The 22,111-nt window shown below is 59.2% G+C and carries 23 protein-coding genes; 13 read left to right on the plus strand and 10 right to left on the minus strand.

What is annotated here, in order from left to right:
• Window position 1: 1 nt before the first annotated feature.
• The 3 genes from P3G59_RS21900 to P3G59_RS21910 all read right to left on the minus strand — a co-directional run bounded on the left by P3G59_RS21900 (window position 2) and on the right by P3G59_RS21910 (window position 2,892).
• Window positions 2–1,192, minus strand: a complete 1,191-nt coding sequence (locus P3G59_RS21900; protein ID WP_277758927.1) for a hypothetical protein — start codon at window positions 1,190–1,192, stop codon at window positions 2–4.
• Window positions 1,193–1,279: 87 nt separating this feature from the next.
• Window positions 1,280–1,999, minus strand: a complete 720-nt coding sequence (locus tag P3G59_RS21905; protein WP_277758928.1) for a hypothetical protein — start codon at window positions 1,997–1,999, stop codon at window positions 1,280–1,282.
• Between the two features lie 77 nt (window positions 2,000–2,076).
• Window positions 2,077–2,892, minus strand: coding sequence for a sulfite exporter TauE/SafE family protein (locus P3G59_RS21910; RefSeq protein ID WP_277758929.1), 816 nt, complete (start codon window positions 2,890–2,892; stop codon window positions 2,077–2,079).
• Window positions 2,893–3,004: 112 nt separating this feature from the next.
• Here P3G59_RS21910 and P3G59_RS21915 point away from each other — a divergent pair, with 112 nt between their 5' ends.
• On the plus strand, window positions 3,005–3,772 hold the full coding sequence (locus P3G59_RS21915) for a helix-turn-helix transcriptional regulator (protein WP_277758930.1): 768 nt from the start codon (window positions 3,005–3,007) through the stop codon (window positions 3,770–3,772).
• Window positions 3,773–3,865: 93 nt separating this feature from the next.
• Entirely contained in the window at window positions 3,866–4,183 is a 318-nt protein-coding gene (locus P3G59_RS21920) for an XRE family transcriptional regulator (protein ID WP_277758931.1), read from the plus strand.
• Window positions 4,184–4,219: 36 nt separating this feature from the next.
• Here P3G59_RS21920 and P3G59_RS21925 read toward each other — a convergent pair whose 3' ends face one another.
• Window positions 4,220–5,275 carry an MBL fold metallo-hydrolase gene (locus tag P3G59_RS21925; protein WP_277758932.1) on the minus strand — a complete coding sequence of 352 codons (1,056 nt, stop codon included), beginning with the start codon at window positions 5,273–5,275 and terminating at the stop codon, window positions 4,220–4,222.
• A gap of 216 nt (window positions 5,276–5,491) precedes the next feature.
• Between P3G59_RS21925 and P3G59_RS21930 the strand changes: the two genes are divergently transcribed.
• The 4 genes from P3G59_RS21930 (at window position 5,492) to P3G59_RS21945 (ending at window position 9,528) form a co-directional block, all read left to right on the plus strand.
• A complete protein-coding gene (locus tag P3G59_RS21930) occupies window positions 5,492–6,100 on the plus strand; it encodes a TetR/AcrR family transcriptional regulator (protein WP_277758933.1) in 609 nt (202 codons plus the stop codon).
• Window positions 6,101–6,257: 157 nt separating this feature from the next.
• Window positions 6,258–7,325, plus strand: a complete 1,068-nt coding sequence (locus tag P3G59_RS21935) for a diguanylate cyclase (protein WP_277762192.1) — start codon at window positions 6,258–6,260, stop codon at window positions 7,323–7,325.
• 190 nt (window positions 7,326–7,515) lie between these two features.
• The gene (locus P3G59_RS21940; protein ID WP_277758934.1) at window positions 7,516–8,835 is read left to right on the plus strand and encodes a methyl-accepting chemotaxis protein; all 1,320 of its coding nucleotides are present in this window, start codon (window positions 7,516–7,518) and stop codon (window positions 8,833–8,835) included.
• A 159-nt stretch (window positions 8,836–8,994) separates the two neighbouring features.
• A complete protein-coding gene (locus P3G59_RS21945) occupies window positions 8,995–9,528 on the plus strand; it encodes a DUF1003 domain-containing protein (protein WP_277758935.1) in 534 nt (177 codons plus the stop codon).
• Here P3G59_RS21945 and P3G59_RS21950 read toward each other — a convergent pair whose 3' ends face one another.
• Complete coding sequence (locus P3G59_RS21950; RefSeq protein ID WP_277762193.1) at window positions 9,529–10,470, minus strand: LysR family transcriptional regulator; 942 nt, start codon at window positions 10,468–10,470, stop codon at window positions 9,529–9,531. It abuts the gene before it with no gap.
• A gap of 16 nt (window positions 10,471–10,486) precedes the next feature.
• On the opposite strand from P3G59_RS21950, the gene P3G59_RS21955 reads away from it, so the two are divergent.
• Together P3G59_RS21955 and P3G59_RS21960 are read left to right on the plus strand one after the other, a co-directional pair.
• The gene (locus P3G59_RS21955; RefSeq protein ID WP_277758936.1) at window positions 10,487–11,191 is read left to right on the plus strand and encodes a CTP synthase; all 705 of its coding nucleotides are present in this window, start codon (window positions 10,487–10,489) and stop codon (window positions 11,189–11,191) included.
• Window positions 11,191–11,496 carry an antibiotic biosynthesis monooxygenase gene (locus P3G59_RS21960; RefSeq protein ID WP_277758937.1) on the plus strand — a complete coding sequence of 102 codons (306 nt, stop codon included), beginning with the start codon at window positions 11,191–11,193 and terminating at the stop codon, window positions 11,494–11,496. The genes P3G59_RS21955 and P3G59_RS21960 overlap by 1 nt, the downstream gene beginning before the upstream one ends.
• Window positions 11,497–11,621: 125 nt before the next feature.
• Here the strand turns inward: P3G59_RS21960 and P3G59_RS21965 are convergent, their stop codons facing one another.
• Window positions 11,622–11,948: a DUF2025 family protein gene (locus P3G59_RS21965; protein ID WP_277758938.1), complete on the minus strand. Its 327-nt coding sequence runs from the start codon at window positions 11,946–11,948 to the stop codon at window positions 11,622–11,624.
• Between the two features lie 220 nt (window positions 11,949–12,168).
• Between P3G59_RS21965 and P3G59_RS21970 the strand changes: the two genes are divergently transcribed.
• Both P3G59_RS21970 and P3G59_RS21975 read left to right on the plus strand, forming a co-directional pair.
• Window positions 12,169–13,296 (plus strand): glycerophosphodiester phosphodiesterase, encoded by a 1,128-nt coding sequence (locus P3G59_RS21970; protein WP_277758939.1) that lies wholly within the window; start codon window positions 12,169–12,171, stop codon window positions 13,294–13,296.
• Window positions 13,297–13,980 (plus strand): helix-turn-helix domain-containing protein, encoded by a 684-nt coding sequence (locus P3G59_RS21975; protein ID WP_277758940.1) that lies wholly within the window; start codon window positions 13,297–13,299, stop codon window positions 13,978–13,980.
• 1 nt (window position 13,981) lies between these two features.
• Here P3G59_RS21975 and P3G59_RS21980 read toward each other — a convergent pair whose 3' ends face one another.
• Window positions 13,982–14,860, minus strand: a complete 879-nt coding sequence (locus P3G59_RS21980; RefSeq protein WP_277758941.1) for a sterol desaturase family protein — start codon at window positions 14,858–14,860, stop codon at window positions 13,982–13,984.
• 167 nt (window positions 14,861–15,027) lie between these two features.
• On the opposite strand from P3G59_RS21980, the gene P3G59_RS21985 reads away from it, so the two are divergent.
• The gene (locus P3G59_RS21985; protein WP_007917758.1) at window positions 15,028–15,333 is read left to right on the plus strand and encodes a PepSY domain-containing protein; all 306 of its coding nucleotides are present in this window, start codon (window positions 15,028–15,030) and stop codon (window positions 15,331–15,333) included.
• 327 nt (window positions 15,334–15,660) lie between these two features.
• On the opposite strand, the gene P3G59_RS21990 is transcribed toward P3G59_RS21985, so the two are convergent.
• Together P3G59_RS21990 and P3G59_RS21995 are read right to left on the minus strand one after the other, a co-directional pair.
• Window positions 15,661–16,107 carry a hypothetical protein gene (locus P3G59_RS21990; protein ID WP_277758942.1) on the minus strand — a complete coding sequence of 149 codons (447 nt, stop codon included), beginning with the start codon at window positions 16,105–16,107 and terminating at the stop codon, window positions 15,661–15,663.
• Between the two features lie 110 nt (window positions 16,108–16,217).
• On the minus strand, window positions 16,218–17,840 hold the full coding sequence (locus tag P3G59_RS21995) for a methyl-accepting chemotaxis protein (protein WP_277758943.1): 1,623 nt from the start codon (window positions 17,838–17,840) through the stop codon (window positions 16,218–16,220).
• A 277-nt stretch (window positions 17,841–18,117) separates the two neighbouring features.
• On the opposite strand from P3G59_RS21995, the gene P3G59_RS22000 reads away from it, so the two are divergent.
• Window positions 18,118–19,140: a transporter gene (locus P3G59_RS22000; protein ID WP_277758944.1), complete on the plus strand. Its 1,023-nt coding sequence runs from the start codon at window positions 18,118–18,120 to the stop codon at window positions 19,138–19,140.
• Window positions 19,141–19,389: 249 nt separating this feature from the next.
• Window positions 19,390–21,003, plus strand: coding sequence for an inorganic phosphate transporter (locus P3G59_RS22005; RefSeq protein WP_277758945.1), 1,614 nt, complete (start codon window positions 19,390–19,392; stop codon window positions 21,001–21,003).
• 120 nt (window positions 21,004–21,123) lie between these two features.
• Here P3G59_RS22005 and P3G59_RS22010 read toward each other — a convergent pair whose 3' ends face one another.
• Complete coding sequence (locus tag P3G59_RS22010) at window positions 21,124–22,020, minus strand: LysR family transcriptional regulator (RefSeq protein WP_277758946.1); 897 nt, start codon at window positions 22,018–22,020, stop codon at window positions 21,124–21,126.
• Between the last annotated feature and the right edge of the window lie 91 nt (window positions 22,021–22,111).

The raw sequence follows: 22,111 nt of genomic DNA on the forward strand, positions 1-22,111 counted from the left end.
GTTAGCCTTGGGGCAGTTGCAGTTTGACGGCGCCGGGGTGTTGTTTGACGAGGGAGTACGGCAGGATCGACCAATCGGGCCTGTCGCAAGAGCGTTGCACGCGAGCGAAGTAAGCACCGAGGTACAAGCCCTTCTCGGTGAAGTACCAAGGTGAAGTCCCCCAGATGCTCTCATCCTGGAAGTTGCAGTCGTCATCTCCCGTCGGTGTCTTCATTTCTGTGGGGTACAGGGCGGTGAATTGCTTGATCACCCAAGGTACCAACTCTTTGCTGACATACTGATAGCGCGCGTCACTTTCGGCCTCGCTCAGCGGTTTGTCGCCCAGGCTGTCACGTTCGGCATGTAGCAGCGGTTTATCTTCTCCGACCCACAGCACATCTTCGAGTGACAATGGGTGTCCGGTTTTCACATCGATGTTGAGCGGAGAATCGCCAAAGTCCGGATGCGCGCCGCCGCAGTAATAGCTGGTCGAGATGTTCAGGCTGACCACGGCTGGCGAGATCATTTTGGGTTCTGCCTGTTGCATGAAATCGACGTTCTCTCCGCCACTCAATTGGCAACTGTGATAACGGATGACTTCAAGCCAGAGCCGCCCCAGCAATTGCTGATTGACCCGCTGCAGGTCATCTTTCGGCAAACCGGATTCCACACTGAAGAGGGCAATTTTCGATTCGGGCTCTGTCCACCATTGCAGGGTATAGCCCATGAAGGTGTCTTTCTTTGTCTCTTTGAGTTTGAGCCCCTGCACTCGCAAGTATTCGTATAACTCGCCGCTCGGTAGCGCGGCGATGATTGGCAGCGTGTTAGCGCCAGGCGTCGGAGCTTTGGCCTCGGTGAGTTGCACTGACAGCTTTTTGCCCTGCGGACTTTGCCACTCGCCCTGCCAACCGTCGCCAGTTTCTTCCAGCTTCAGCGTAGGCAGCGGCTTGTCGTCGCCGTAACGATTGTTGCCCTCGGTCAGGGTTAGTGTGCTGTCCTGCAACGCGCCGCTGAGAGGCAGGTCGCGATGATACTTCTCGTAGAAATAACGCCCAGTCACTTCGTCCGGCTGCGTGGTGTTGAGCTCCACGACAATCGCGGTCTTGCCCAGCGTACCGGTGAACACACGCCGGCCATCTTCGGCATGTACAGTGGAAATCAGTGAGAACAGTACAGCGGCGCACGGTGCCAGGCGCATCAGTCCCTTGAGCATGAATCAATCCTTGAAGGAGTCGTTGGGCGCGTCGGCACACAGGCGCCGGCGCTGAAAAATACGCTGCGGATTATGGCGGGGGGTCGCTTAACTATTCGAGTTTTCTTGCTCGTACTTTTTAAGCCAGGCTTCGCGCTCGAGGGCAGCAATTTCCCGAACCATTTGTTTGCGACGCTCCTTGGCAGCATGAAACTGGACGTCATCCAGAAAGCAATAATGACGCAGCCAGTGAAGCGCCATTTCCTCATTCGGAAAATAGTAAGACTTGGCGCCCTTGCTGTTCCTCGGCGTGTCATTCATTTGCTCGTCAAATACCATCGCTGTGATTTCATCCGGTGGCAAAGATCCCGTATGGGCGACCTTGTCCTGGAAAATCCATGCAATCTCATCAATGTGTTTTTGCGCGCTGCGATGGCTACGTCGATAGAACCGTTGATGCTCACAAGTCTGTTTCAGACGCGCCAACATCAACTCAGGGTTAAGCCACTGCCCGAGGTCATGATGATGTGCGTTGATCACTATCCCCTTGACCCAACGATCCACAAATCGATCAACAAAGTCTTCCGTGTCAGCCTTTTTCGCATCAGCGAAAATCAGGCAATAGCGGGTTTTGACGTGAATGACCAGTAACACATGCTTGCGTTGTACCGTTATCGCGTGCACCAGCCACTGTTCGTCAGCGCCGTTCGACTCATCATCTTCGATGATTGCGGACGGCGGATTAGTATCCACCGGCGTAATCTTTTTGCCTTTGTGAACACGGCTGAAAAACTTGCTGGCGGCTTCGGTGCAATTGAAGATCAACATCCTGGTTCTCTGGTTATTGCTGGAGGACAGCGTTCAGTTATCGATTCTGGTTGCTTGCGCTGTAGCCTGGCAATGGTTCATTTAAGCGAAATACACAGCAGCACGATAATCAACAATCCAATATAAACCCAGGCATGCACCCGATCCGGTATCCGCCCGATCCATGGCGCGGCCAAGCGAATCCCGATGAGCGAGCCAAGCGTCAGCACCGCAAACGCGAGCAAATCCACATACCCGATAAACCACGCCCCCAGATCCGTCTCGCTAAACCCGGCCAACGCCATGTACGTCAGCGTTCCCGCCACTGCTACCGGCAGGCTCAGCGGATTGGCCATGGATGTCGCTTGCGACATGCTCAGTCCACAACGGCGCAACAGCGGCACGGTCATGACGCTGCCTCCTACACCGAGAAACGTCGCAATGGCGCCGATGCCTACACCACCTGCGGAGGTTTCCATAGCGCCAAGTCGGCGTGGGATGACGTCTGCGTTCTGAGTGAGAAAGCCGCGGCGCAGCAGGCAGTCGACGATGGTCACGCCGAGGTAGCCGATGAATGCGTAGCGAATCACTTCGCCACTGACCCAAACCGCGGCTATTGCGCCAACGATCGCACCCAATCCGATAAACCCTGCCAACGGCCACAGGTAATGACGGATGAGATTGCCGGCGCGGCGGTGTTTGTCGGTGGCGATCAGGGCGTTGACGATCATCACACAGGTCGAAGTGGCGACGGCGATGTGCATCGCCGATTGGCCGATCGGGTCGTCGGCGCCGTGGCTGGCGGTGAGCATGCGATACAGCAGCGGTACAGCCACAAAGCCGCCACCGAAGCCGAACAGCACGGCAGTGATGCCGGTCAGGCAGCCGAAGAGAGTCAGCAGTAAATAGAACATGTCGAGACGTCCTTGGAGGGAGAGCCGTCGACGATAGAGCGGCATTGCCTGGCCTGCCTCAGCAAGTCAGCCAATACTGTTTGCGTTTACGCCAACCACCGAGAAACGCCTGATGCGCAATGTTTCGATCAAACAGCTGGATGACACGCCACGCCCAGTGGTGGCGATCGGCACCGATTATTCCCACGGTCACCTACTGCCTATTCATACGCATCGGCGGGCGCAGTTGTTGTACGGCGCGACCGGCGTGATGCAGGTCAGCACCCATGACGGCAACTGGGTGGTGCCACCGCAGCGGGCGGTGTGGATTCCGCCGGGGGTGGCGCATGAGGTGTTGATGCTCGGGGTCAGTACTCGCAGTTTGTACATCGAGCCGGGCGTGGTGGAGTTGGGTGAGCACTGCCAGGTGATTAGTGTTTCGCCTTTGATGCGGCATTTACTGATGGAAGCGGTGGAAGTGCCGCTGGCCTATGACTTGGGCGGGCGGGATGGCGTGTTGATCGATCTGTTGCTGCATGAACTGGCGCGCAGTGCGCCGCTGCCGTTGCACATTCCGCTGCCGACTGACGGAAAACTCCTGTCTCTGTGTCAGAACTTTCTGCATCAGCCGTACGCCCATCAATCTCCACAACAGTGGGCCGAGCAGTTACACATAAGCTTGCGCACCTTCAACAGGATGTTTCGGCAACAGACCGGATTGAGCTTCAGGCACTGGCGGCAGCAGGCCTGCGTGGTCCTGGCGCTGGCGCGACTGGCCTCGGGTGAAGCGGTGACGCGAATCGCGCTGGACTTCGGCTACGAGAGCCCGGCGGCGTTCTCGACGATGTTCCGGCGGATTCTCGGTCAGGCACCGTCCGTCTGGTTGGAGGCGGCGAATTAGGGCAAATCAAAAAATGCGTTTGATCCCGGCCGAAAACAACTGTACAAAAACACAGTATATTTTCAATCAGCACTCTTGAGCCCGGAGCACACCATGGCCTCTCTTGCGATGAACCACATCCTCGAACGCATTGCCCTTTTCCAGTTCACCCCGACGCACTGCGTCCAGGCCCGAGCAATGCTGGGCTGGAGCGTGGAACAGCTATCGCGGGAAGCTGAGGTTTCGGTTGAAGACATTCAACGGTTTGAAGCGCAGCAGGACGTGGCGGATGCGGCGCGACTGGCGCTGGCTTACCGGTTCGAGGCGCAGGGGCTGGTGTTCTTTCCCGGGTTTGCGCCGGGGCGTAGTGCGAGTGTTCAGGGTGCGCCATTGGAGTCGGTGGGGCGTGGGGATTTTGCGATGGCTGAGTAAGACAATCGCCCCCGAAGGGGCGAACTGGGCGAGCTATCAAGCGCTTCGCACCACCGCCTCACTCTCCCCTTCAACCGCCAACCACCACGCCTCACCGCGTTGCGGTTGAGCGATGTTAAACGCCTCACCCATCCGCGGCGTGGTAATTGAAACACTGCGTTCCCACGCCAGTGCCAGAATCCGGTCGAACGGCTCATGCCAGGCGTGCATCGCCAGGTCGAAGGTGCCGTTGTGGATCGGGAAGAGCCAGTGGCCCTTGAGGTCGATGTGCGCTTGCAAGGTTTCTTCGGGCTGCATGTGCACGTGCGGCCATTCGACGTTGTAGGCGCCGGTTTCCATCAGGGTCAGGTCGAACGGGCCGTATTGTTCGCCGATGCGTTTGAAGCCGTCGAAGTAGCCGCTGTCGCCGCTGAAGAAGATCCGCGTGTCGCCGTCGATCATCACCCAAGATGCCCACAGCGTGCTGTTGCCGTCGAACAGGCCACGGCCGGAAAAGTGTTGCGACGGTGTGGCGACGAAGCGGATGCCGGCAATCTCGGCGCCCTGCCACCAATCGTACTGACGGACTTTACTGGCATCGATACCCCATTTGATCAGGGTGTCGCCGACGCCCAGCGGGGTCAGGAACAGGTTGGTCTTGGCGGCCAGTCTGAGCACGGCCTGGTAATCGAGGTGGTCGTAGTGGTTGTGCGACAGGATCACCGCTTCGATCGGCGGCAACTGGTCGATGCTGATTGGTGGCTGATGGAAGCGTTTCGGGCCGGCCCACTGCACCGGCGATGCGCGCTCGGCGAAGACCGGGTCGGTGATGAAGAATTTGTCGCGCAGCTTCAGCAGCAGGGTCGAGTGGCCGAGGCGATAGACGCTATGGTTGGGCGCCGCCATCAGCGCTTCACGGGTCAACGTTTGCACCGGGATCGGCGCGGCGGGCCGGGTATTGCGCGGTTTGTGGAAAATCATGTTCCACATGATCCGCAGCATTTTGCGCAGACCTTCGCGTTGCACGGGTGCGTGGTTGCGAAACAGCCCCTGGTGCTGCCGCGAGGCTTCAGGCGTGGATGCGTGATCCGGGATCGAAACTGGATTGGCCATGACTGAATGACTCCAGAAAAACCGCGCAATTCGCGGTTTTTCCACGGTGGGACGATAAATGGCCAAAGCTGCACGCATAGGCCGAACTGTCTGGTTTTTAGGCTGCGCGGATTAACGCAACATTACACTGACCGGTGTAGTTTCTAGGTTGCATCAAAGCGGATGACAAGTAAACTGCCAAGTGTAATTTCACCTTTTCTCTGCCGAAGCGTACTTATGACAGCTCCACAGCGCCTCACCGACCGTAAACGCGAAGCCATTATTCAGGCGGCGATTGCCGAATTCCGTGCGAACGGTTTCGAGATCACCAGCATGGACAAGATTGCGGCCACCGCCGGTGTGTCGAAGCGTACGGTGTACAACCATTTCCCCAGCAAAGAAGAGTTGTTCGCCGAGATTCTCAACCAGTTGTGGGCACGAATCAGCGCCGAGCAAGCCGTGACCTACAGCCGCGATCAGCCGTTGCGCGAGCAGCTATTGAAAATGCTGCAGGCCAAAGTGCAGTTGATGGCTGACGAGAATTTTCTGACCCTGGCCCGGGTGGCGATTGCCGCGACCATTCACTCGCCGGAGCGCGCGCAGAACATGGTCGAGCGTATGGGCGAGCGAGAAGAAGGCCTGACCGTGTGGATTCGCGCCGCACAGGCCGATGGTCGATTGAAACCGGTCGACCCGGAGTTTGCCGCCCATCAAGTGCAAGGCTTGCTCAAGACCTTTGGCTTCTGGCCACAGATGTCGATGGGCCGTGCTGCCCTCGATGTCGACATGCAGACCCTCGTCGCCGAATCGGCGCTGGAGATGTTTCTGGCCTGCTATCAGCTCTAAATCGCTCTTCTCCTGCGTGAGTCACCGATTAATGGCTCGGAAGGACACTGATTATTCCCGTTGGAATAAATGACAATGTCCGACAATCGACCGACGAACGGTTGGCCTGAAGAAATATACTGCAAAGTATTTCAGGATGAATTTCGCGCAGGGCACCATGGAAAACCAACGCGGCAAAGGCTTGTCATTCGCCAGACGTATTTACCTGCCCCGAGCCATTGGTCTGGGGGTCGGTTTCTTCAGCGTCGGTGCTGCGTTGTATCCGCTGAACATGCCCGTCTGGGTCTGGGGGCTGCTGTTGTTCAACGGCTTCGCCTGGCCACATCTGGCTTATCAGATGTCTACTCGCTCGGCATTCCCGTATCAGGCGGAACGCCGCAACCTGTTGTATGACTCGCTGTGCGGGGGATTCTGGGCGGCGAGTTTTCAGTTCAGTCCGCTGACCACCGTGACCATCCTGTCGATGATGACCATGAACAACGTCGCCGCTGGCGGACACCGCTTGTTCGTGTTCGGCGCACTCGCCCAACTCGCCGGTGTGTTGTTGGGCTGGACGATCTTTGGCGTCAAGTTCAGCCTGACAATGACGCAGGCGCAAATCTGGGCCTGCCTGCCGATGCTCACCCTGTATCCGCTGGCGCTGGGCATGGTCTGTTATCGCCTGGCGATCAAGCTCTCCCAACACAAACGCACACTCAGTGCCCTCAGCCGTACCGACAGCCTCACCGGCCTGCTCAACCACGGTGCCTGGAAAGACCTGCTGCACCTGAAATTTCAGCAATGTCGCCAACACAACACCCAAGCCACGCTGGCGTTGATCGACATTGATCACTTCAAGGAGATCAACGACAGCTTCGGGCACATCGTCGGCGATGAGGTGCTGCGGCAATTGAGTCACGACCTCAAACGCCTGCTCGATCAATACGAACTGGCCGGACGCTACGGCGGTGACGAGTTCTGCGTGATCCTGCCGACACTGCCGCTGCACAAGGCCGAAGCCCTGATGGAGCAATTGCGCGAGGCATTGCAGCAGTATCGTCATCCGCAGGTGCCAGAGTTGCGAGTGGGCCTGAGTATCGGTCTTGCGCGGCATCAGCCCTTGTACAAGGATGCACTGGACTGGCTGGACGATGCCGATAAAGCGCTCTACACCGCTAAACACAAGGGCCGCAACACCATCAGCGTGGCCTTGAGCCGTGCCGCGACAGACAACGTCAGCGCCTGAAAAGTTATACAAAATTACAAATAATTACTTCCTTGTACAACTTTATGAAGTTTTGTATAAGTAGCCATCTGCCAGTTAAGGAATGCTGGCATTGAGCAGTCACCGCCGAATGCCGTCCGCGCATTCGGTCTGCCAGCGCGGAAATAGGGACTGAATCCTCGATCCTCCCCACTTCCAGAGTACTGCGAGCATGTTCTTCAATCGCCACAAATCCGCCATCGACGACCTTCAGCGCACCCTCACCGAACAAGCCGGACTGCTCGATGCGATCAATCGCTCGATGGCGGTGATCGAGTTCAACCTCGATGGCGTGGTGCTGCGTGCCAATGACAACTTTCTCAAGACCATGGGTTACACCGCCGAACAAGCGATCGGCCAGCCCCATCGACGCTTCTGCACGCCAGAGTTCGGGCGCAGCGCCCAATACACGGAGTTGTGGTCACGCCTGAAAAACGGCCAGTTTCAGTCCGGTACGTTTGAGCGGGTCGACAGCAAGGGTCAGCCGATCTGGCTTGAAGCCAGCTACAACCCGATCAAGGATGCCTCGGGTCGTGTGGTGAAAGTGGTCAAGTACGCCATGGACGTGACCGCCAAGGTGCAGCAGGAAAGCGAGGCCAACGCCAAGTTGCAGGCCATTGACCGGGCGATGGCGGTCATCGAATTCAATCTCGACGGCAGTATTCTCACGGCCAATCAGAATTTTCTGACGCGAATGGGTTACACCCTTGCCGAGCTGAAAGGTAAACACCACCGTTTGTTCTGTACGCCGGAACTGGTCAACAGCAGCGCTTATCAGGATTTCTGGCGGCGCTTGAACCAGGGCGAGCTGTTCCACGGTCAGTTCGAGCGCGTGGATAAACGCGGGCAAATCGTCTGGCTCGAAGCCAATTACAACCCGGTTTACGATGCGGCCGGGCGCCTGTGCAAAGTGGTGAAGTTCGCCTCCGATGTGACCGCGCGCGTTGAGCAACACGAGCAGGATGCGCGCAGTGCCAGCGCGGCGTATCACATCTCGGTGGCCACGCGAAAAGTCGCCGAACAAGGTACGCAGGTGATCCAGCAAGCCGCCAGCGAAATGCGCGAAATCGCCGAGGACATCGCCCAATCTTCAACGTTGATTGCGCAACTGGGGGAGCGCTCCGAGCAGATCACCGCCATCGTCAACACCATCCGCGCGATTGCCGACCAGACCAATCTGCTGGCGCTCAACGCCGCGATTGAAGCCGCGCGCGCCGGTGAGCAGGGCCGCGGGTTTGCCGTAGTTGCCGATGAAGTACGACAACTGGCGGCACGTACCAGCGGCTCGACGGCGGAGATATCCAGCATGATCGGTTTGATCCAGAGCGAAACCCGCCAGGCCATCAAGAGCATGGAAGGCACTCGGGGTCGCGCGGCTGAAGGGGTCGAATTGGCGAATCAGGCGGGGACGGTGATCTTGCAGATTCGTGATGGCGCCAGTGAGGCGGTGGATGCCGTGAGCATGTTTGCCAATGAGCGGGCGCCGGGGTAATCGCTGCAGGGACAGTAGACCGAGGCGCGACCTTCGCGAGCAGGCTCGCTCCCACAGGGAAATGCAATCCAATGTGGGAGCGAGCCTGCTCGCGAAAGGGCCATGAGCCGCAATGCAGGACAATAGTGAGCTTCAGTCTCAAGTCCTGCCGAGTGCACCATGACCACTGAAAAACCCGCAACACCTGAAGCAGTCCCCGTCGATCACCTGCGCTTCCACCGCCCCCACGCCCATCTCAGCACCACGTTCGGCAACGACACCTTCGCCCTGCGCGCCGAGGCGTTTGCGCGGTTCTTCGGCACGCCGATGTTCCTCGGCGCGCAAACCCTGATTGTGCTGTTGTGGGTCTGCCTCAACGTGTTTGGCGTGACCACCTTCGACGTTTACCCGTTCATCCTGTTGAACCTCGCCTTCAGCCTGCAATCGGCCTACGCCGCGCCGCTGATTCTGCTCGCACAAACACGCCAGGCCGCGCGCGACAAAGCGCAAGCCGATGCTGACGCACAACACCGTGAAGCGCTGGCACAGGCCAATACCGAGCGTCAGGCCCAAGCCGCGAAGAACACCACGCAACTGCTTGAGCTGCTTGAGCAGAACACCCGCCTCACCGAAATGACCAAAAACCTCACCGAACGTATCGCCAGCCTGACCAGCGAGTTGCACGATCACATGCGCCAGAATCCGCAGCGCTGATCACGGCAAACGCAGCGCTCGCCCCAACTCATCGAACAACGTCACCACCGAACGCAACGCCCGGCAATCCGGACGGGTCAGCAGCCAAAGCGCGGTGTCATAACCGTGCAGCGGTTCGCTCAATGCCTGTAAGCCCTCGGTGATCAGAAAGTCCGGTAACGCTGCAACGCCGAGGCCCGCACGCACCAGCTCCGTGACTGACAACATACTGTTGCAGCGATAACCCGGTGTAACGCCGGGTAGATGCTGACGACGCCAGGCGATGGTCGGATGATCGGGTAGAAAATCATCCGGGGCGATCCAGGTCAGCGCCGCCAGATCCGACGCATCGACGTTCTGCAGATAACGCGAACTGGCGCAGACCCTGTAGGAAACCTTCGCCAGTTGCCGTCCGACCAGATGCTCGGGCGGTGTGCGCGTCAGGCGCAGGGCGATGTCGGCGTCGCGGCGGCTGAGGTTGGCGAAATCGTTGGAGGTGCTCAGCTCAATGGTCAGCGCCGGGTAATTGGGCATGAACTGCGCCAGCGCCGGCAGCAGCAAGCCTTGCAACACAGAGTCAGTGCAGGTCAGGCGCACCGTGCCGCTGACCACCTCGCCGCCCTGCTCCACACCAATGCGCGCAGCCTCCAGTGCCTGCTCGGCGCGTTCGGCTTGCTCGGCCAGCGTCTGCGCGAGAGTTGTCGGTAAATAGCCGGCGCGGCTTTTTTCGAACAATTGCTGACCCAGTGCAGCTTCAAGACGGCGCACGGCGCGAAACACCGTTGACACGTCGACCTTCAACAGCTGCGACGCCCGGGCCAGAGAGCCGCCGCGCACCAAGGCAAGAATCAGGGCCAGATCGGGGTAGTCGAGCTGATAGTGCGTCGCTGCATTGATCACTTGGGGAAACGCCCATATTGAGTGCGTGAACGCCAATCTATAGTGAGTGCCATCGATCAACAAGCGCAGGGAACCCCCAATGGAAAACAGCGCCATCCGTATCGCCCTGATCGGCGATTACGACCCGCAAGTCACCGCCCACCAAGCCATTCCCGTCGCCCTCGGTCTGGTCGCCGAACACCTCGACCGCAACGTGCAATTCGAATGGCTGCCCACCGAGCAGATTCACGCCGACACGCCGCTCGGGCACTTCGACGGTTTCTGGTGCGTCCCCGCCAGTCCTTACAAGAGTGAAGCCGGCGCACTGCGGGCGATCCGTTTTGCCCGCGAACAGCAGCGTCCTTTCCTCGGCACCTGCGGCGGTTTTCAGCATGCGGTGCTGGAGTTTTCCCGCAACGTGTTGGGTTGGACGGATGCTGAGCATGGCGAGACATCGCCCGACTCCGAGCGAGCGGTACTCACGCCGTTGACCTGCTCACTGGTCGAAACGGTGGACAGCATTCATCTCGTGCCCGGTTCGTTGATCGCCAAGGCGTACGAAACGTCGCAGATTCATGAAGGCTATCGCTGCCGCTTCGGTGTGAATCCGCTGTTCGAACAGCAACTGTTGAAGGATCGGCTACACGCCGTGGGTCATGATTCGTCGGGGGATTTGCGTGCGATTGAACTCAAGGATCACCGGTTCTTTGTCGCCACGCTATTTCAGCCGGAACGTGCCGCGCTCAAAGGGTTGATGCCGCCGCTGGTGCGCGCGTTTGTCGAAGCTTGCGTGGAGCCGCGTTGATGGCCTCCTGCTTTGCGGTGATTTTTACGTCGACCCGCACCGAGGGTGACAACGGTTATGCCGAGGCGGCTGAGCGCATGGCCGAATTGGTGAGTGAGCAGCCGGGGTTTCTCGGGGTGGAGTCGGTTCGAGGGGCAGATGGCGTCGGGATTACGGTGTCGTATTGGGAAAGCGAAGCGGCGATTCTGGCGTGGCGGCAGCACCCTGAGCATCGGCTGATTCAGGAGCGTGGGCGCTCGCAGTGGTATTCGGCGTTTCACACGCGGGTGTGTCGGGTTGAGCGTGAGTATCGGTTCAATCAGTAATTGCAGGGGCATACTTTCGGCCGCCTTCGCGAGCAAGCTCGCTCCCACAGGGGATTTGTGAACGCTACAGATCCATTGTGGGAGCGAGCTTGCTCGCGAAGAGGCCCGCACTGCAACAAAAAATATCAGCCCCGCACCAGACTGCGTACCGCCTCAATCTCCGGCACCTCAACCTTGCTCATATACACCCGCAACGGCTCGGTGATGTTGATCCGCTCATCGATGTTCTGATCCAGCAACAACTGAATCAACGCGCGTTTAAGCGTCATTGTCTGCGCTGTCGCCGGCGCCCAGACAAATTCATTCACAGGAATGATGCCGTCATCGGCCACGTCCATGCCGAACGAGTCTTCGCTGAATCGCACGATGTACTGACCGGTCTTGCGGTTGAGGCCGACAAAGCCCTTGAGGTCGTCGGCGGCCTGGCAGATGAGTTGAGAGGTGATGCGCATGGTAAACCTCACGAAAGTTGATCGATGGTTTACACGCAGGGCAACTGACGGCGCGCCCTCTGCCGGGACGTCTGCCGAGGGCAAGCGTACTGCAAACCGCGCCACAAAAGTGCAGGAAAAATCGCTTTTAATACGTTTATGTCGGTCCTGCGATAGCACCCGAGCGCTTCAGTTGTTAAAAGGTACGTCTTTGAAATTGCCCCGCGAAAGGAACTCGAACATGCCCGCTACTTTCACCAAAAGCGCTCTGGTACTGAGCCTGCTGCTCGGCCTCGGTCAGGCGCATGCCGCCAGCCAGACTGATCCGCATGCAGTCGCTGCCGCCAACGGCATCCCGCACCCGGCGGTGATCGCCCACCGTGGCGCGTCCTTCGATGCACCGGAATCCACTGCGGCGTCCTACAAACTGGCCCGTGATCTCGGCGCCGACTACCTGGAAATGGACTTGCAGCGCAGCAAGGACGGCGTGCTCTTCGCCCTGCACGACAACAATCTGCAACGCACCACCGACGTCGCGACCAAGTTCCCGGATCGCAAGGACAGCCCGGCCAACGCCTTCACCATGGCCGAACTGAAAACCCTCGATGCCGGTAGCTGGTACAACACGGCCTACCCCGATCGCGCGCGCCCGACCTATGCCGGGCTGAAAATTCTGACCCTCGATGAAATCATCGACATCGCCCAAGCCAATCCGCAACACAAGCCTGGCCTGTATATCGAGACCAAAGAGCCGCAGTTGTTTCCCGGGATCGAGAAAGACCTGAAAGAGAAACTGCAGGATCGCGGCTGGCTGAGCCCGGCCGGTTCGAAGCTGGCAAAAAGTGCTCTGGGTGTCGGTCAGGGCAAAGGCAAGGTGATTCTGCAAACGTTCGAGAAAAACAGCCTCGAACTGCTGCAAAAGGAGATGCCGCAGGTGCCGAAGATTCTGTTGCTGTGGGTCGGTGAAGGCAGCATCGAGCCGAAATCCAAGGTGACCTTCGCCGAGTCCGGCGAGAAGGACAAAAACGTTTTCTACGGCAAACAAGAGCCGAAGTCCGAAGCCGAATTCAAGCAATGGGTGGATTACGCCAAGGCTCAAGGTGCAATCGGCACCGGTCCTTCGGCGAAGCTGACCAAGGGCGGCGATCAGAGCTATTCGGATCTGGTGCAACCGTGGATGAACCAATACACCCACGATCAGGGCCTGCTGGTGCACGTCTACACCGTCGATGAGCCAGTGGATTTCGAGAAAGTCATGGCGGCCGGTGTCGACGGTATCTTCACCAACCGTGCCAGCGAACTGTTGAAGTTCTATAAACGCCCGGCCGCTGCCAGTGTCGATCAGGTGTTGAAGAACAACGGTTTCTGAGTGACCACACACACCGAGTGGACAGGCCGCCTCTGGCTGGGGCACGACTATGGCCTGATCCACGGAGTGTCGGGGCGCACGGCGCCCCATTGCCACTACGCCCACCAGATTATTCTTGCCCCCGAGCGCCCCGTAACGGTGTTGCTCGATGGCGAAACCCTCAGCAGCTCGCGGCTGTTGATTGCCTCAAACGTGCGCCATGCAATTGTTGAAGCGCCGGATCCGCTGTTTACCGTTTACGCCGAACCGTTGCTGTTTGCTGCACACGCGTTGCGTGATGCGTTGTTTAACGCCGAACTGACGTTGCCAGCGCTTGATCTGGCGATCCGCCAATGCCCGCGTCGTTCACTGAGTGACCCGCGTATCGAACGTGCGCTGACGGCGCTGGACGCTTCACTGACCGATAAAGTCGCCGCCCGCGCCGTGGCCGACACGGCGAATTTATCCCTGAGCCAGTTGCAGCGACTGTTGGTCAGCCAGGTCGGTTTGCCAGTGCGCAGGCTGGTGTTGTGGCGGCGTCTGCGCAGGGCAATGGCCTCGATTCTGGCGGGCGAGCCGGTGACATCCGCTGCGCACAACGCAGGTTTTGCCGATTCGGCGCACTTCTCACGCAGTCTGAAAAAACTCTTCGGCGTGACTGCGCGCCAGGCCTTGCAACACATCGACCTGAAACTGCTCGACTGACTCAGCGGCGCAGCGCATCGGGCACTTGCGGTTCGCGACTCAACTTCACTGCTTCGAACGGATCGAGCAATTGCGCCACATAGTCGCGAGGGAAATCCGGGCGACTGCCAATCCCCAAATCGCCCTGGCCGATCCGGTAACTCTCGGTGTAGAAACCGGTGCCCAGCAGCCGGTCCCACACGGTAAAGAACAGCCCGAAATTCACGTCTCCCGCGCGTCCGTACTTCATGTGATGGAAACGATGCAGCGGCGCCCAGGCGAAAATACGGCGCAAAAAACCGATACGCATGTCGACATTCGAATGCTGCAACAACAGCTGGATCGCGATGGCGAACGCCAGCAGCGTCGCGACCTGTAACGGAATGCCCAGCACCAGCAACGGCAACAGCCCCGCCGATGCTTCGAGCAATTGATGCAAAGGATGCTTCATCAATCCGTTGAAGCCATATAAACGTTCAACACTGTGATGCACGGCATGCAATCGCCACAGCCACGACACGCGATGACTGGCGTAATGCATCAGGCTGATACCGGCATCGGCAATAACAATCGCCAGCCCCAGTTGCAGCCACAACGGCCAGCCCCTTGGCCACACACCGTCAATCGCGAGCACGGCAACCAGTCCCGGTAATGCCAGTAACCCCAACGCACTCAACGCTTCGTTGACCAGCGCATGGAGTATGTCGCGTCGGCGATCATCGGCCGCACGATTCCAATGCACCTCATAAGGCAGCGCCCACTCCGCCATGAACGACACTACCAGCGCGGCAAGAAACAGCGGCAACAGCCATAGGGTCGAGGCCTCTGCCAGCCACACACCCAACCCGATAAAGCCGCCCCAGAACAGTGGCGCGTACAACCCGGCAATCAAACGTTTCATCTGCACCTCCATTGATCGAGGGCACAGCATGAAATGTCACGACGTGGGGTAATTGAACAAACGACGCAATCGAACGGGCGGTTTTAAGGGTGAGTTAAGTTGCGCTGGTTAATCTGAACTCACTGAAACAGCACACCCGCTCAGACAAACACTAAAGGATTGAACCGATGAAAACTTTGACTGCCCTGTTTACCGCCGCTGCCCTGACCCTCACTGCTGGCCTGGCCCAAGCTGACGTACGCGTCGACCAGATCCCTGAGTTGGTTAAGTCCGGCAAGATCAAGTCGCTGGAGTCGATGAACGCCGAAGCGCTGAAACTGCATCCGGGTGCGACCATTACTGACACTGACCTGGATAACCACTTCAACGGTTATGAGTATGAAGTTGAATTGAAAACCGCTGATGGCAAAGAGTTCGATGTGGACTTCGATGCGACTACCGGTAAGGTGTTGAGCAACAAGCAAGACACTTGATTGAACGCACCACCAAAAGCCGCACGATTGAAAGATCGTGCGGCTTTTTTGCGTTTGGTGTCTGGCTTGATTGATGTGTTGTCAGTGGCATTTTCTCCCCCTCACCCCAGCCCTCCCGAAACGTCGGACCGCCCCCAAGGGGGCGAGGGGGAAAGGGAGCTAATCGGGGGATATTCAAGACCTGAGTTCGACTCGCAATCTTGCAGCCGACAAGGAAACACCAAGGACCTGAGTACGACTCGATATTTCAGGTCGGCGTACCTCGAAAGAACACCGCGGTCAGTCCCCTCTCCCTCTGGGAGAGGGCTAGGGTGAGGGGAAAGGGCATCACGCCGAGGTGCTGACCAGCGAACCCGAGGTGCTCGAGTCGGAATCCTGCAACGCCTGCAACAGCGAGGCTGTTGCGGTAGACAGGGAGGCCGAGGTAGCGGTGATCTGCGCTTGTGCAGCGGCTACTTCGGCGGCCTTGGCATCCGAACTTTCCTGCTTCGCCTGCGCCGCTTGCAACGCTTGCTGCTGTTCCTGCAATTGCTTCTGCAGTTCGGCAATCTGCTTGCGCAGTTCTTTCACCGAATCCGATTCTTCGCTGCTGCTGGAGCTGCTGTCGCCCGCCGGCGCAGCGCCGCCACCTGCGGCAACTTTGCTGGTATCGGCAGCCACGCCAGCGCTGGTGGTCGCGCTGGTTGAGGTGTCGTCACCGACATCAGTGATCGCCGTTTTGCTGGAAGGTGTGGTGACGGTCTGATTGATCGAAACTGAAGTGATGCTGACCATGAAAAGGCTCCAATGCCGGTTATAGATAACCGGTCATCGACCACGGCCGCAGGTAATTGAGATCGACTGTGTACCGACTCGGTATCCGAACCGGTACACGCTCAATCACCTCAGGCGCTCAGGCGCGCGGTGACTTCGTTCAGTTGCCCCGACAGGCTATGCAGGTTCTGGCTCGCGCTTTCGGTGCGCTGCACGTTGTCGAGGTTAGTGCTGGCGATCGAGGTGATTTCAGTGAGGTTGCGCGAGATGTCCTCGGCTACGGAGGTCTGCTCTTCCGCAGCGGTAGCGATCTGACGGTTCATGTCGCGAATCGCCTCCACCGCGTGAGTGATACGCTCCAGCATCGCGCCGGCCTGGGTCACCTGCTCAACGCTTTCGTCACTGCGCGTCTGGCCGCTGTCGATGGCTTGCGCCGCATCCACCGCACCGGTCTGCACGCTCTGAATGATCTGGTTGATCTCGATGATCGACTCAGCGGTACGCTGTGCGAGGTTGCGCACTTCATCGGCGACCACGGCAAAACCACGCCCGGCCTCACCGGCACGCGCCGCTTCGATCGCAGCGTTGAGCGCCAGCAGGTTGGTCTGTTCGGCGATGCCGCGAATCACTTCCAGCACTTTGCCGATACGGCCGCTGTCGGCTTCCAGACGACGGATCACCGTGGCGGTGTTGGCGATTTCGCCGCGCATCTGGGTGATCGAGTGAATGGTGCTCTGCATGACCTTCTCACCCTGCTGGGCAGACTGGTCGGCATCGTCGGCCGCACGCGCGGCATCGGCGGCGTGACGCGCCACTTCCTGGGCGGTGGCGGACATTTCATTCATCGCCGTGGCGACTTGATCGGTACGGTTGAACTGCTCATTGGTACCGCCGGCCATGGTCGTGGCGATGGCATTCAACTCGCCGCTGGCGCTGTCCAGATCGCTGGCACTGCGCTGCAAACGAGTGAAGGTTTCGGCGAGGAAATCGCGCAAGGTGTTGGCCGCTGCGGCGAGGTTGCCCAGCTCATCCTGGCGGTCGCTGACCACACGCTCGGCCAGTTTGCCGCGGCTCAATTGAGTGACGTAATCGATCAGTTTGCGGATCGGTTCGACCAGGTTGCGGTTGACCAGCCACAGGCTCAGCAGGCCGATCAGCAAGCCCGACGCGAGCATCACCAATAGCCCCAGCCACACGGTGCGATCGGCCTCGGCACTGATCAGCGCCGATTGCTCGGTCCCCTGTTTGCGCAACTCGCTGACCAGTTCGCTCATCTGATCGCTGGTGGCACGGTCGACACCTTTGACGGCGTTGTCGCCTGCCGTCGGATCACCACCGGCCGCCACGTAGGCATCGCGGCCCTTCTGATAGGCCGAACCGAGCTGACGGTGCTCATCACGCAAGCGTTCGATACGGTTTTTCAGGCTTGGCTCAAGGCCCTTCTGGCTGGCCAGTTCACCGAGGATATTCTGCACATCGCGCTGGCGGTCTTCGAACTGCCCCCAATATTTGCTCAGATCCGCCGGTTGCTTGCCACGCAGCAGAACGTTTTTCCATTCCTGCACCTGCACCTTGAATTGCAGATTGGCCTCGTCGATCAATTGCGATGTGTGCAGGGGACCGGCGATCAACTGGCTGTAGCTTTGCACGCCGTTGGAGAGGAAATGAAAACAGGCCAGCGCGATCAACAGCATCGCCAGCAGGCTGCCGCTCAGCAGGGCGAGAATTTGCGCTCTCAGGGATTTTTGCAGCATCGAAAGATACTCAGGACAAGGATGAGGCACGCCCGGTAAGGCGTGAAATTGTGCCGGACATCCGTGTCGGCGAGCCTTGGCTCATGGCCAAGCGCGCGCAACGTAACCTAAGCGTGATCGGCGTACCAGAGCGCTTCTTGAAGAAAATCCGACCGCCGGCAAGTCGCTGATTTGGCGTCATTTTGCTGTCACACAAACGTCATGTGACATTGCGATGATGCGGCTCAGTGAACCTGCCATTTGCGCGACCGACGCACCCTCTTCGCAGCGAGCCTTCATGAACCACAGCCTCGACATCAGTCATCGCGATCCTGATCTGTTTGGCCTGCTCTACGGCTTTCGTTTCCTGCCCGGTGAGCGTGGCCGCGAAGTCGACTCGGCGACAGCGTTGCGCTGCTTGCAGGACGACAACGACACGGGCGAATTCCTTTGGCTGCACCTCAATCTGGCGCATGCGGCGTGCGAGCGCTGGATGAAAAGTCATCTGCAATTGCCCGAGGAATTTTTCGAAGCGCTGCACGAAGGCTCGCGGTCGACGCGCATCGAGCATGTCGACTCGGCGTTATTGGCGGTGGTCAACGATGTGGTGTTCAACCTCAGCAGCATGGTTTCCTCCGACGTGTCGACGCTGTGGGTCTGCGTGCGCAGCAAACTGATCGTCAGCGCGCGCCTGCAACCGCTGCACTCGGTGGACAAACTGCGCTCGTCGGTGAAGGCCGGCGAGCGCTTTCGTTCGCCTTCGGAACTGCTGGTGCATCTGCTGCGCGATCAGGGCGAAGTGTTGACGCAGATCGTGCGCAAGACCAGCCTGAGCGTCGATCAGATCGAGGACGAATTGCTCTCCTCGCGCCTGTCGACCAACCGCGCCGAGCTCGGCGCCAACCGGCGGGTGTTGGTGCGCTTGCAACGGCTGCTGGCACTGGAGCCGGGGTCGCTGCTGCGCCTGCTCAACCGGCCACCGCCGTGGTTGCAGAAGGAGGACGTCAAGGAACTGCGCAAGTCCACCGAGGAGTTTGCCCTGATCATCAACGACCTCACCGCCCTCGGTGAGCGGATCAAGTTGTTGCAGGAAGAGATCGCCGCCAACCTCAATGAACAGAGCAACCGCACACTGTTTACCCTGACGGTGGTGACGGTGCTGGCATTGCCGATCAACATCATTGCCGGTTTTTTCGGGATGAATGTGGGTGGCGTGCCGTTGTCGCAAGACCCGGAGGGGTTCTGGATATTGGTCGCGCTGGTGGCGACGTTTACGGTGATTGCCGGGCGTTGGGCCTTCCGTAAACGCGGGGATTACTGACCACCGAACCTTATGTCCAGCACAGATCCCCTGTGGGAGCGAGCCTGCTCGCGAAAGCGATCTGTCATTCAACAATGATGGTGACTGACACTCCGTCTTCGCGAGCAGGCTCGCTCCCACAGGGGACCTCATCGGCCTTAAGACCGACGGTGGGATTAATCAGCCAAACACTGACATGGCGCAGTCTCTCTGTAACATTCTGCAATGATCATGGGCGACACTCCTTCCCTCGCTCAGGATTGTCCGCTCATGGCTACTCCCTCCCTGACCGCAAGCACCGCGTCCGCCGCCAGCGGCAGGCCGGCCCTTGATAAAAAAACCAGCCCGTTTACCTACGTGATCTTTTTTGCGGTATTGGCGATGGGGATGCTGTTCACCGCCTACAGCCTGATGCACGACATGCATGAGCTGGGTACCGCGGTCACCACCTGGACGCCATTCCTGCTGCTCGGTGTGGCGCTGCTGATTGCGCTGGGTTTCGAGTTCGTCAACGGTTTCCACGACACCGCCAACGCCGTGGCCACGGTGATCTACACCCACTCGCTGCCGCCGAATGTCGCCGTGGTCTGGTCGGGGTTCTTCAACTTCCTCGGCGTGCTGCTTTCGAGCGGCGCAGTGGCGTTCGGCATCATCGCTTTACTGCCGGTGGAGCTGATTCTGCAAGTCGGATCATCCGCCGGTTTCGCGATGATCTTCGCGCTGCTGATCGCCGCGATTCTGTGGAACCTCGGCACCTGGTGGCTGGGCTTGCCGGCCTCGTCGTCGCACACGCTGATCGGTTCGATCATCGGTGTCGGTGTGGCCAATGCCTTGATGCACGGGCGCGACGGCACCAGCGGTGTCGACTGGGCGCAGGCGACCAAGATCGGTTACGCGCTGCTGCTGTCGCCACTGGTGGGTTTCGGTTGTGCGGCGTTGTTGTTGCTGGCACTGCGCGCTTTCGTGAAGAACCGTTCACTGTACAAAGCCCCTGAAGGCAACACCCCGCCGCCCTGGTGGATTCGCGGTTTGCTGATCGCCACGTGCACCGGCGTGTCCTTCGCCCACGGCTCCAACGACGGCCAGAAAGGCATGGGCCTGATCATGCTGATTCTGGTCGGCACCCTGCCAATGGCCTATGCCTTGAACCGCACCATGCCGGAAGAACAGTCGCTGCAGTTTGCCGCCGTAGCGCAAGTCACCCAGCAAGCGCTGGTGAAAAGTGCACCGCTGCCGGCGCCCGCCGATCCACGGCCGATCCTTTCCGATTACGTGCGCAGCAAGCAAGCCACGCCGCAACTGATCCCCGCCCTCGCCGCTCTCACCGGGCACATCGGCGAAGAGGTCAAAGGCTACGGCTCGCTGGCGAAAGTCCCGGCCGAAGCCATGGGCAACGTGCGCAACGACATGTACCTGGCCAGCGAAACCATTCGCTTGATGGACAAGAACAAGGCCGGCAATTTCGACGCCGACACCAGCGGCAAACTGCAATTGTTCAAACAGCAGATCGACAACGCCACGCGGTTTATTCCGCTGTGGGTGAAGATCGCCGTGGCCATCGCGCTCGGTCTGGGCACCATGGTGGGCTGGAAGCGGATTGTGGTGACGGTCGGCGAGAAGATCGGCAAGACGCACCTGACGTATGCGCAAGGCGCGTCGGCGGAAACCGTGGCGATGCTGACCATTGGCGCGGCGGACATGTTCGGTTTGCCGGTGTCGACGACGCACGTGTTGTCTTCGGGTGTGGCCGGGACCATGGTCGCTAACGGTGGCGGGTTGCAGATGAAGACCATCCGCAATCTGTTGATGGCGTGGGTGCTGACGCTGCCGGCGGCGATCCTGCTGTCGGGCAGCCTGTACTGGCTGTTCACCCAGATCTTCTGATGATTCCCTGTAGGAGCTGCCGCAGGCTCGGGCCGCGTTCGGACGATCTTTTGATCTTTAAAAACAGGATCAAAAGATCGCAGCCTTCGGCAGCTCCTACAGGGGAATGTGGGGTGTTGGTTAGAGCGCGGAGCGAATCAGATCGCCGAGCCAATCCATGAACACCCTGACCCGAAGCGGCAAATGCCGCTGCCGCGCATACAGCAATGAAATACCCATCGCCGGCGCGGTGAATTGCGGCAGCACGGTGACCAGTTCGCCGTTGTCCAGATGCGGCTGCATGCCGGTGCGCGGCACCTGCGTCAGACCGAAACCGCCCAGGCATGCCGACTCATAAGCATCAGTGCTGTTGACCGTCACACTGCCGGCCATCGGCAGGCGTTTAACCTGACCGCCCTCCTCGTACACAAACCCTTCCGAACGCGAACCGAGCACGCCGACGTAATGCACCAGGCGATGCTGCGCGAGATCCTCCAGCGTCTGCGGCACGCCGTAGCGCGCGAGGTAGGCGGGGCTGGCGCAATTGACCATGGGGAAGTCACCGAGGTGCCGCGCCACCACCGATTGATCAGGCTGCGCGCCGATGCGCACGACGCAATCGAAACCCTCGCTGAGCAGATCGACGCGGCGGTCGGTGGTGCTGATTTCCAGCTCCAGATTCGGGTGGCGATCCATGAAGGTTGGCAGGCTCGGCATGACCAGACGTCGCGCGAGAATGTTTGGCATGTCGACCCGAATACGTCCGGTCAGCGACGCTTCGTCCTGGCGAAACAGGCCTTCGATCTCGTCCATGTGCGAGAGCAGATCCTTGCTGCGTTCGTACAACACCAGACCGTCCTGAGTCGCCTGCACTTTGCGTGTGGTGCGTTGCAACAGGCGCGTGCCGAGCAGGGCTTCGAGTGCCTGTACATGCTCCGACACCGTTGAACGCGGCAGCCCGAGGTTCTCGCCTGCGAGGGTGAAACTCGACAATTCGCTGACCCGCACGAAGGTGCGCAGCAGTTCCAGTTTGTTCATGAGGCACCCGTCCATTGTTCGGCTGAGCCGATCAGTGATTCCGATTTCAGTCTGTTTATCACCTCTTTACGGATAAATAAACTGAGTTCCA

The organism is Pseudomonas sp. A34-9 (assembly GCF_029543085.1).
GTDB lineage: Bacteria > Pseudomonadota > Gammaproteobacteria > Pseudomonadales > Pseudomonadaceae > Aquipseudomonas.

What these genes read in the sequence shown, in the direction of transcription:
- P3G59_RS21900 (WP_277758927.1), bottom strand. Translation starts at nt 1,192, where the DNA reads ATGCTCAAGGGACTGATGCGCCTGGCACCGTGCGCCGCTGTACTGTTC.
- P3G59_RS21905 (WP_277758928.1), bottom strand. Translation starts at nt 1,999, where the DNA reads ATGTTGATCTTCAATTGCACCGAAGCCGCCAGCAAGTTTTTCAGCCGT.
- P3G59_RS21910 (WP_277758929.1), bottom strand. Translation starts at nt 2,892, where the DNA reads ATGTTCTATTTACTGCTGACTCTCTTCGGCTGCCTGACCGGCATCACT.
- P3G59_RS21915 (WP_277758930.1), top strand. Translation starts at nt 3,005, where the DNA reads ATGCGCAATGTTTCGATCAAACAGCTGGATGACACGCCACGCCCAGTG.
- P3G59_RS21920 (WP_277758931.1), top strand. Translation starts at nt 3,866, where the DNA reads ATGGCCTCTCTTGCGATGAACCACATCCTCGAACGCATTGCCCTTTTC.
- P3G59_RS21925 (WP_277758932.1), bottom strand. Translation starts at nt 5,275, where the DNA reads ATGGCCAATCCAGTTTCGATCCCGGATCACGCATCCACGCCTGAAGCC.
- P3G59_RS21930 (WP_277758933.1), top strand. Translation starts at nt 5,492, where the DNA reads ATGACAGCTCCACAGCGCCTCACCGACCGTAAACGCGAAGCCATTATT.
- P3G59_RS21935 (WP_277762192.1), top strand. Translation starts at nt 6,258, where the DNA reads ATGGAAAACCAACGCGGCAAAGGCTTGTCATTCGCCAGACGTATTTAC.
- P3G59_RS21940 (WP_277758934.1), top strand. Translation starts at nt 7,516, where the DNA reads ATGTTCTTCAATCGCCACAAATCCGCCATCGACGACCTTCAGCGCACC.
- P3G59_RS21945 (WP_277758935.1), top strand. Translation starts at nt 8,995, where the DNA reads ATGACCACTGAAAAACCCGCAACACCTGAAGCAGTCCCCGTCGATCAC.
- P3G59_RS21955 (WP_277758936.1), top strand. Translation starts at nt 10,487, where the DNA reads ATGGAAAACAGCGCCATCCGTATCGCCCTGATCGGCGATTACGACCCG.
- P3G59_RS21960 (WP_277758937.1), top strand. Translation starts at nt 11,191, where the DNA reads ATGGCCTCCTGCTTTGCGGTGATTTTTACGTCGACCCGCACCGAGGGT.
- P3G59_RS21965 (WP_277758938.1), bottom strand. Translation starts at nt 11,948, where the DNA reads ATGCGCATCACCTCTCAACTCATCTGCCAGGCCGCCGACGACCTCAAG.
- P3G59_RS21970 (WP_277758939.1), top strand. Translation starts at nt 12,169, where the DNA reads ATGCCCGCTACTTTCACCAAAAGCGCTCTGGTACTGAGCCTGCTGCTC.
- P3G59_RS21980 (WP_277758941.1), bottom strand. Translation starts at nt 14,860, where the DNA reads ATGAAACGTTTGATTGCCGGGTTGTACGCGCCACTGTTCTGGGGCGGC.
- P3G59_RS21985 (WP_007917758.1), top strand. Translation starts at nt 15,028, where the DNA reads ATGAAAACTTTGACTGCCCTGTTTACCGCCGCTGCCCTGACCCTCACT.
- P3G59_RS21990 (WP_277758942.1), bottom strand. Translation starts at nt 16,107, where the DNA reads ATGGTCAGCATCACTTCAGTTTCGATCAATCAGACCGTCACCACACCT.
- P3G59_RS21995 (WP_277758943.1), bottom strand. Translation starts at nt 17,840, where the DNA reads ATGCTGCAAAAATCCCTGAGAGCGCAAATTCTCGCCCTGCTGAGCGGC.
- P3G59_RS22000 (WP_277758944.1), top strand. Translation starts at nt 18,118, where the DNA reads ATGAACCACAGCCTCGACATCAGTCATCGCGATCCTGATCTGTTTGGC.
- P3G59_RS22005 (WP_277758945.1), top strand. Translation starts at nt 19,390, where the DNA reads ATGGCTACTCCCTCCCTGACCGCAAGCACCGCGTCCGCCGCCAGCGGC.
- P3G59_RS22010 (WP_277758946.1), bottom strand. Translation starts at nt 22,020, where the DNA reads ATGAACAAACTGGAACTGCTGCGCACCTTCGTGCGGGTCAGCGAATTG.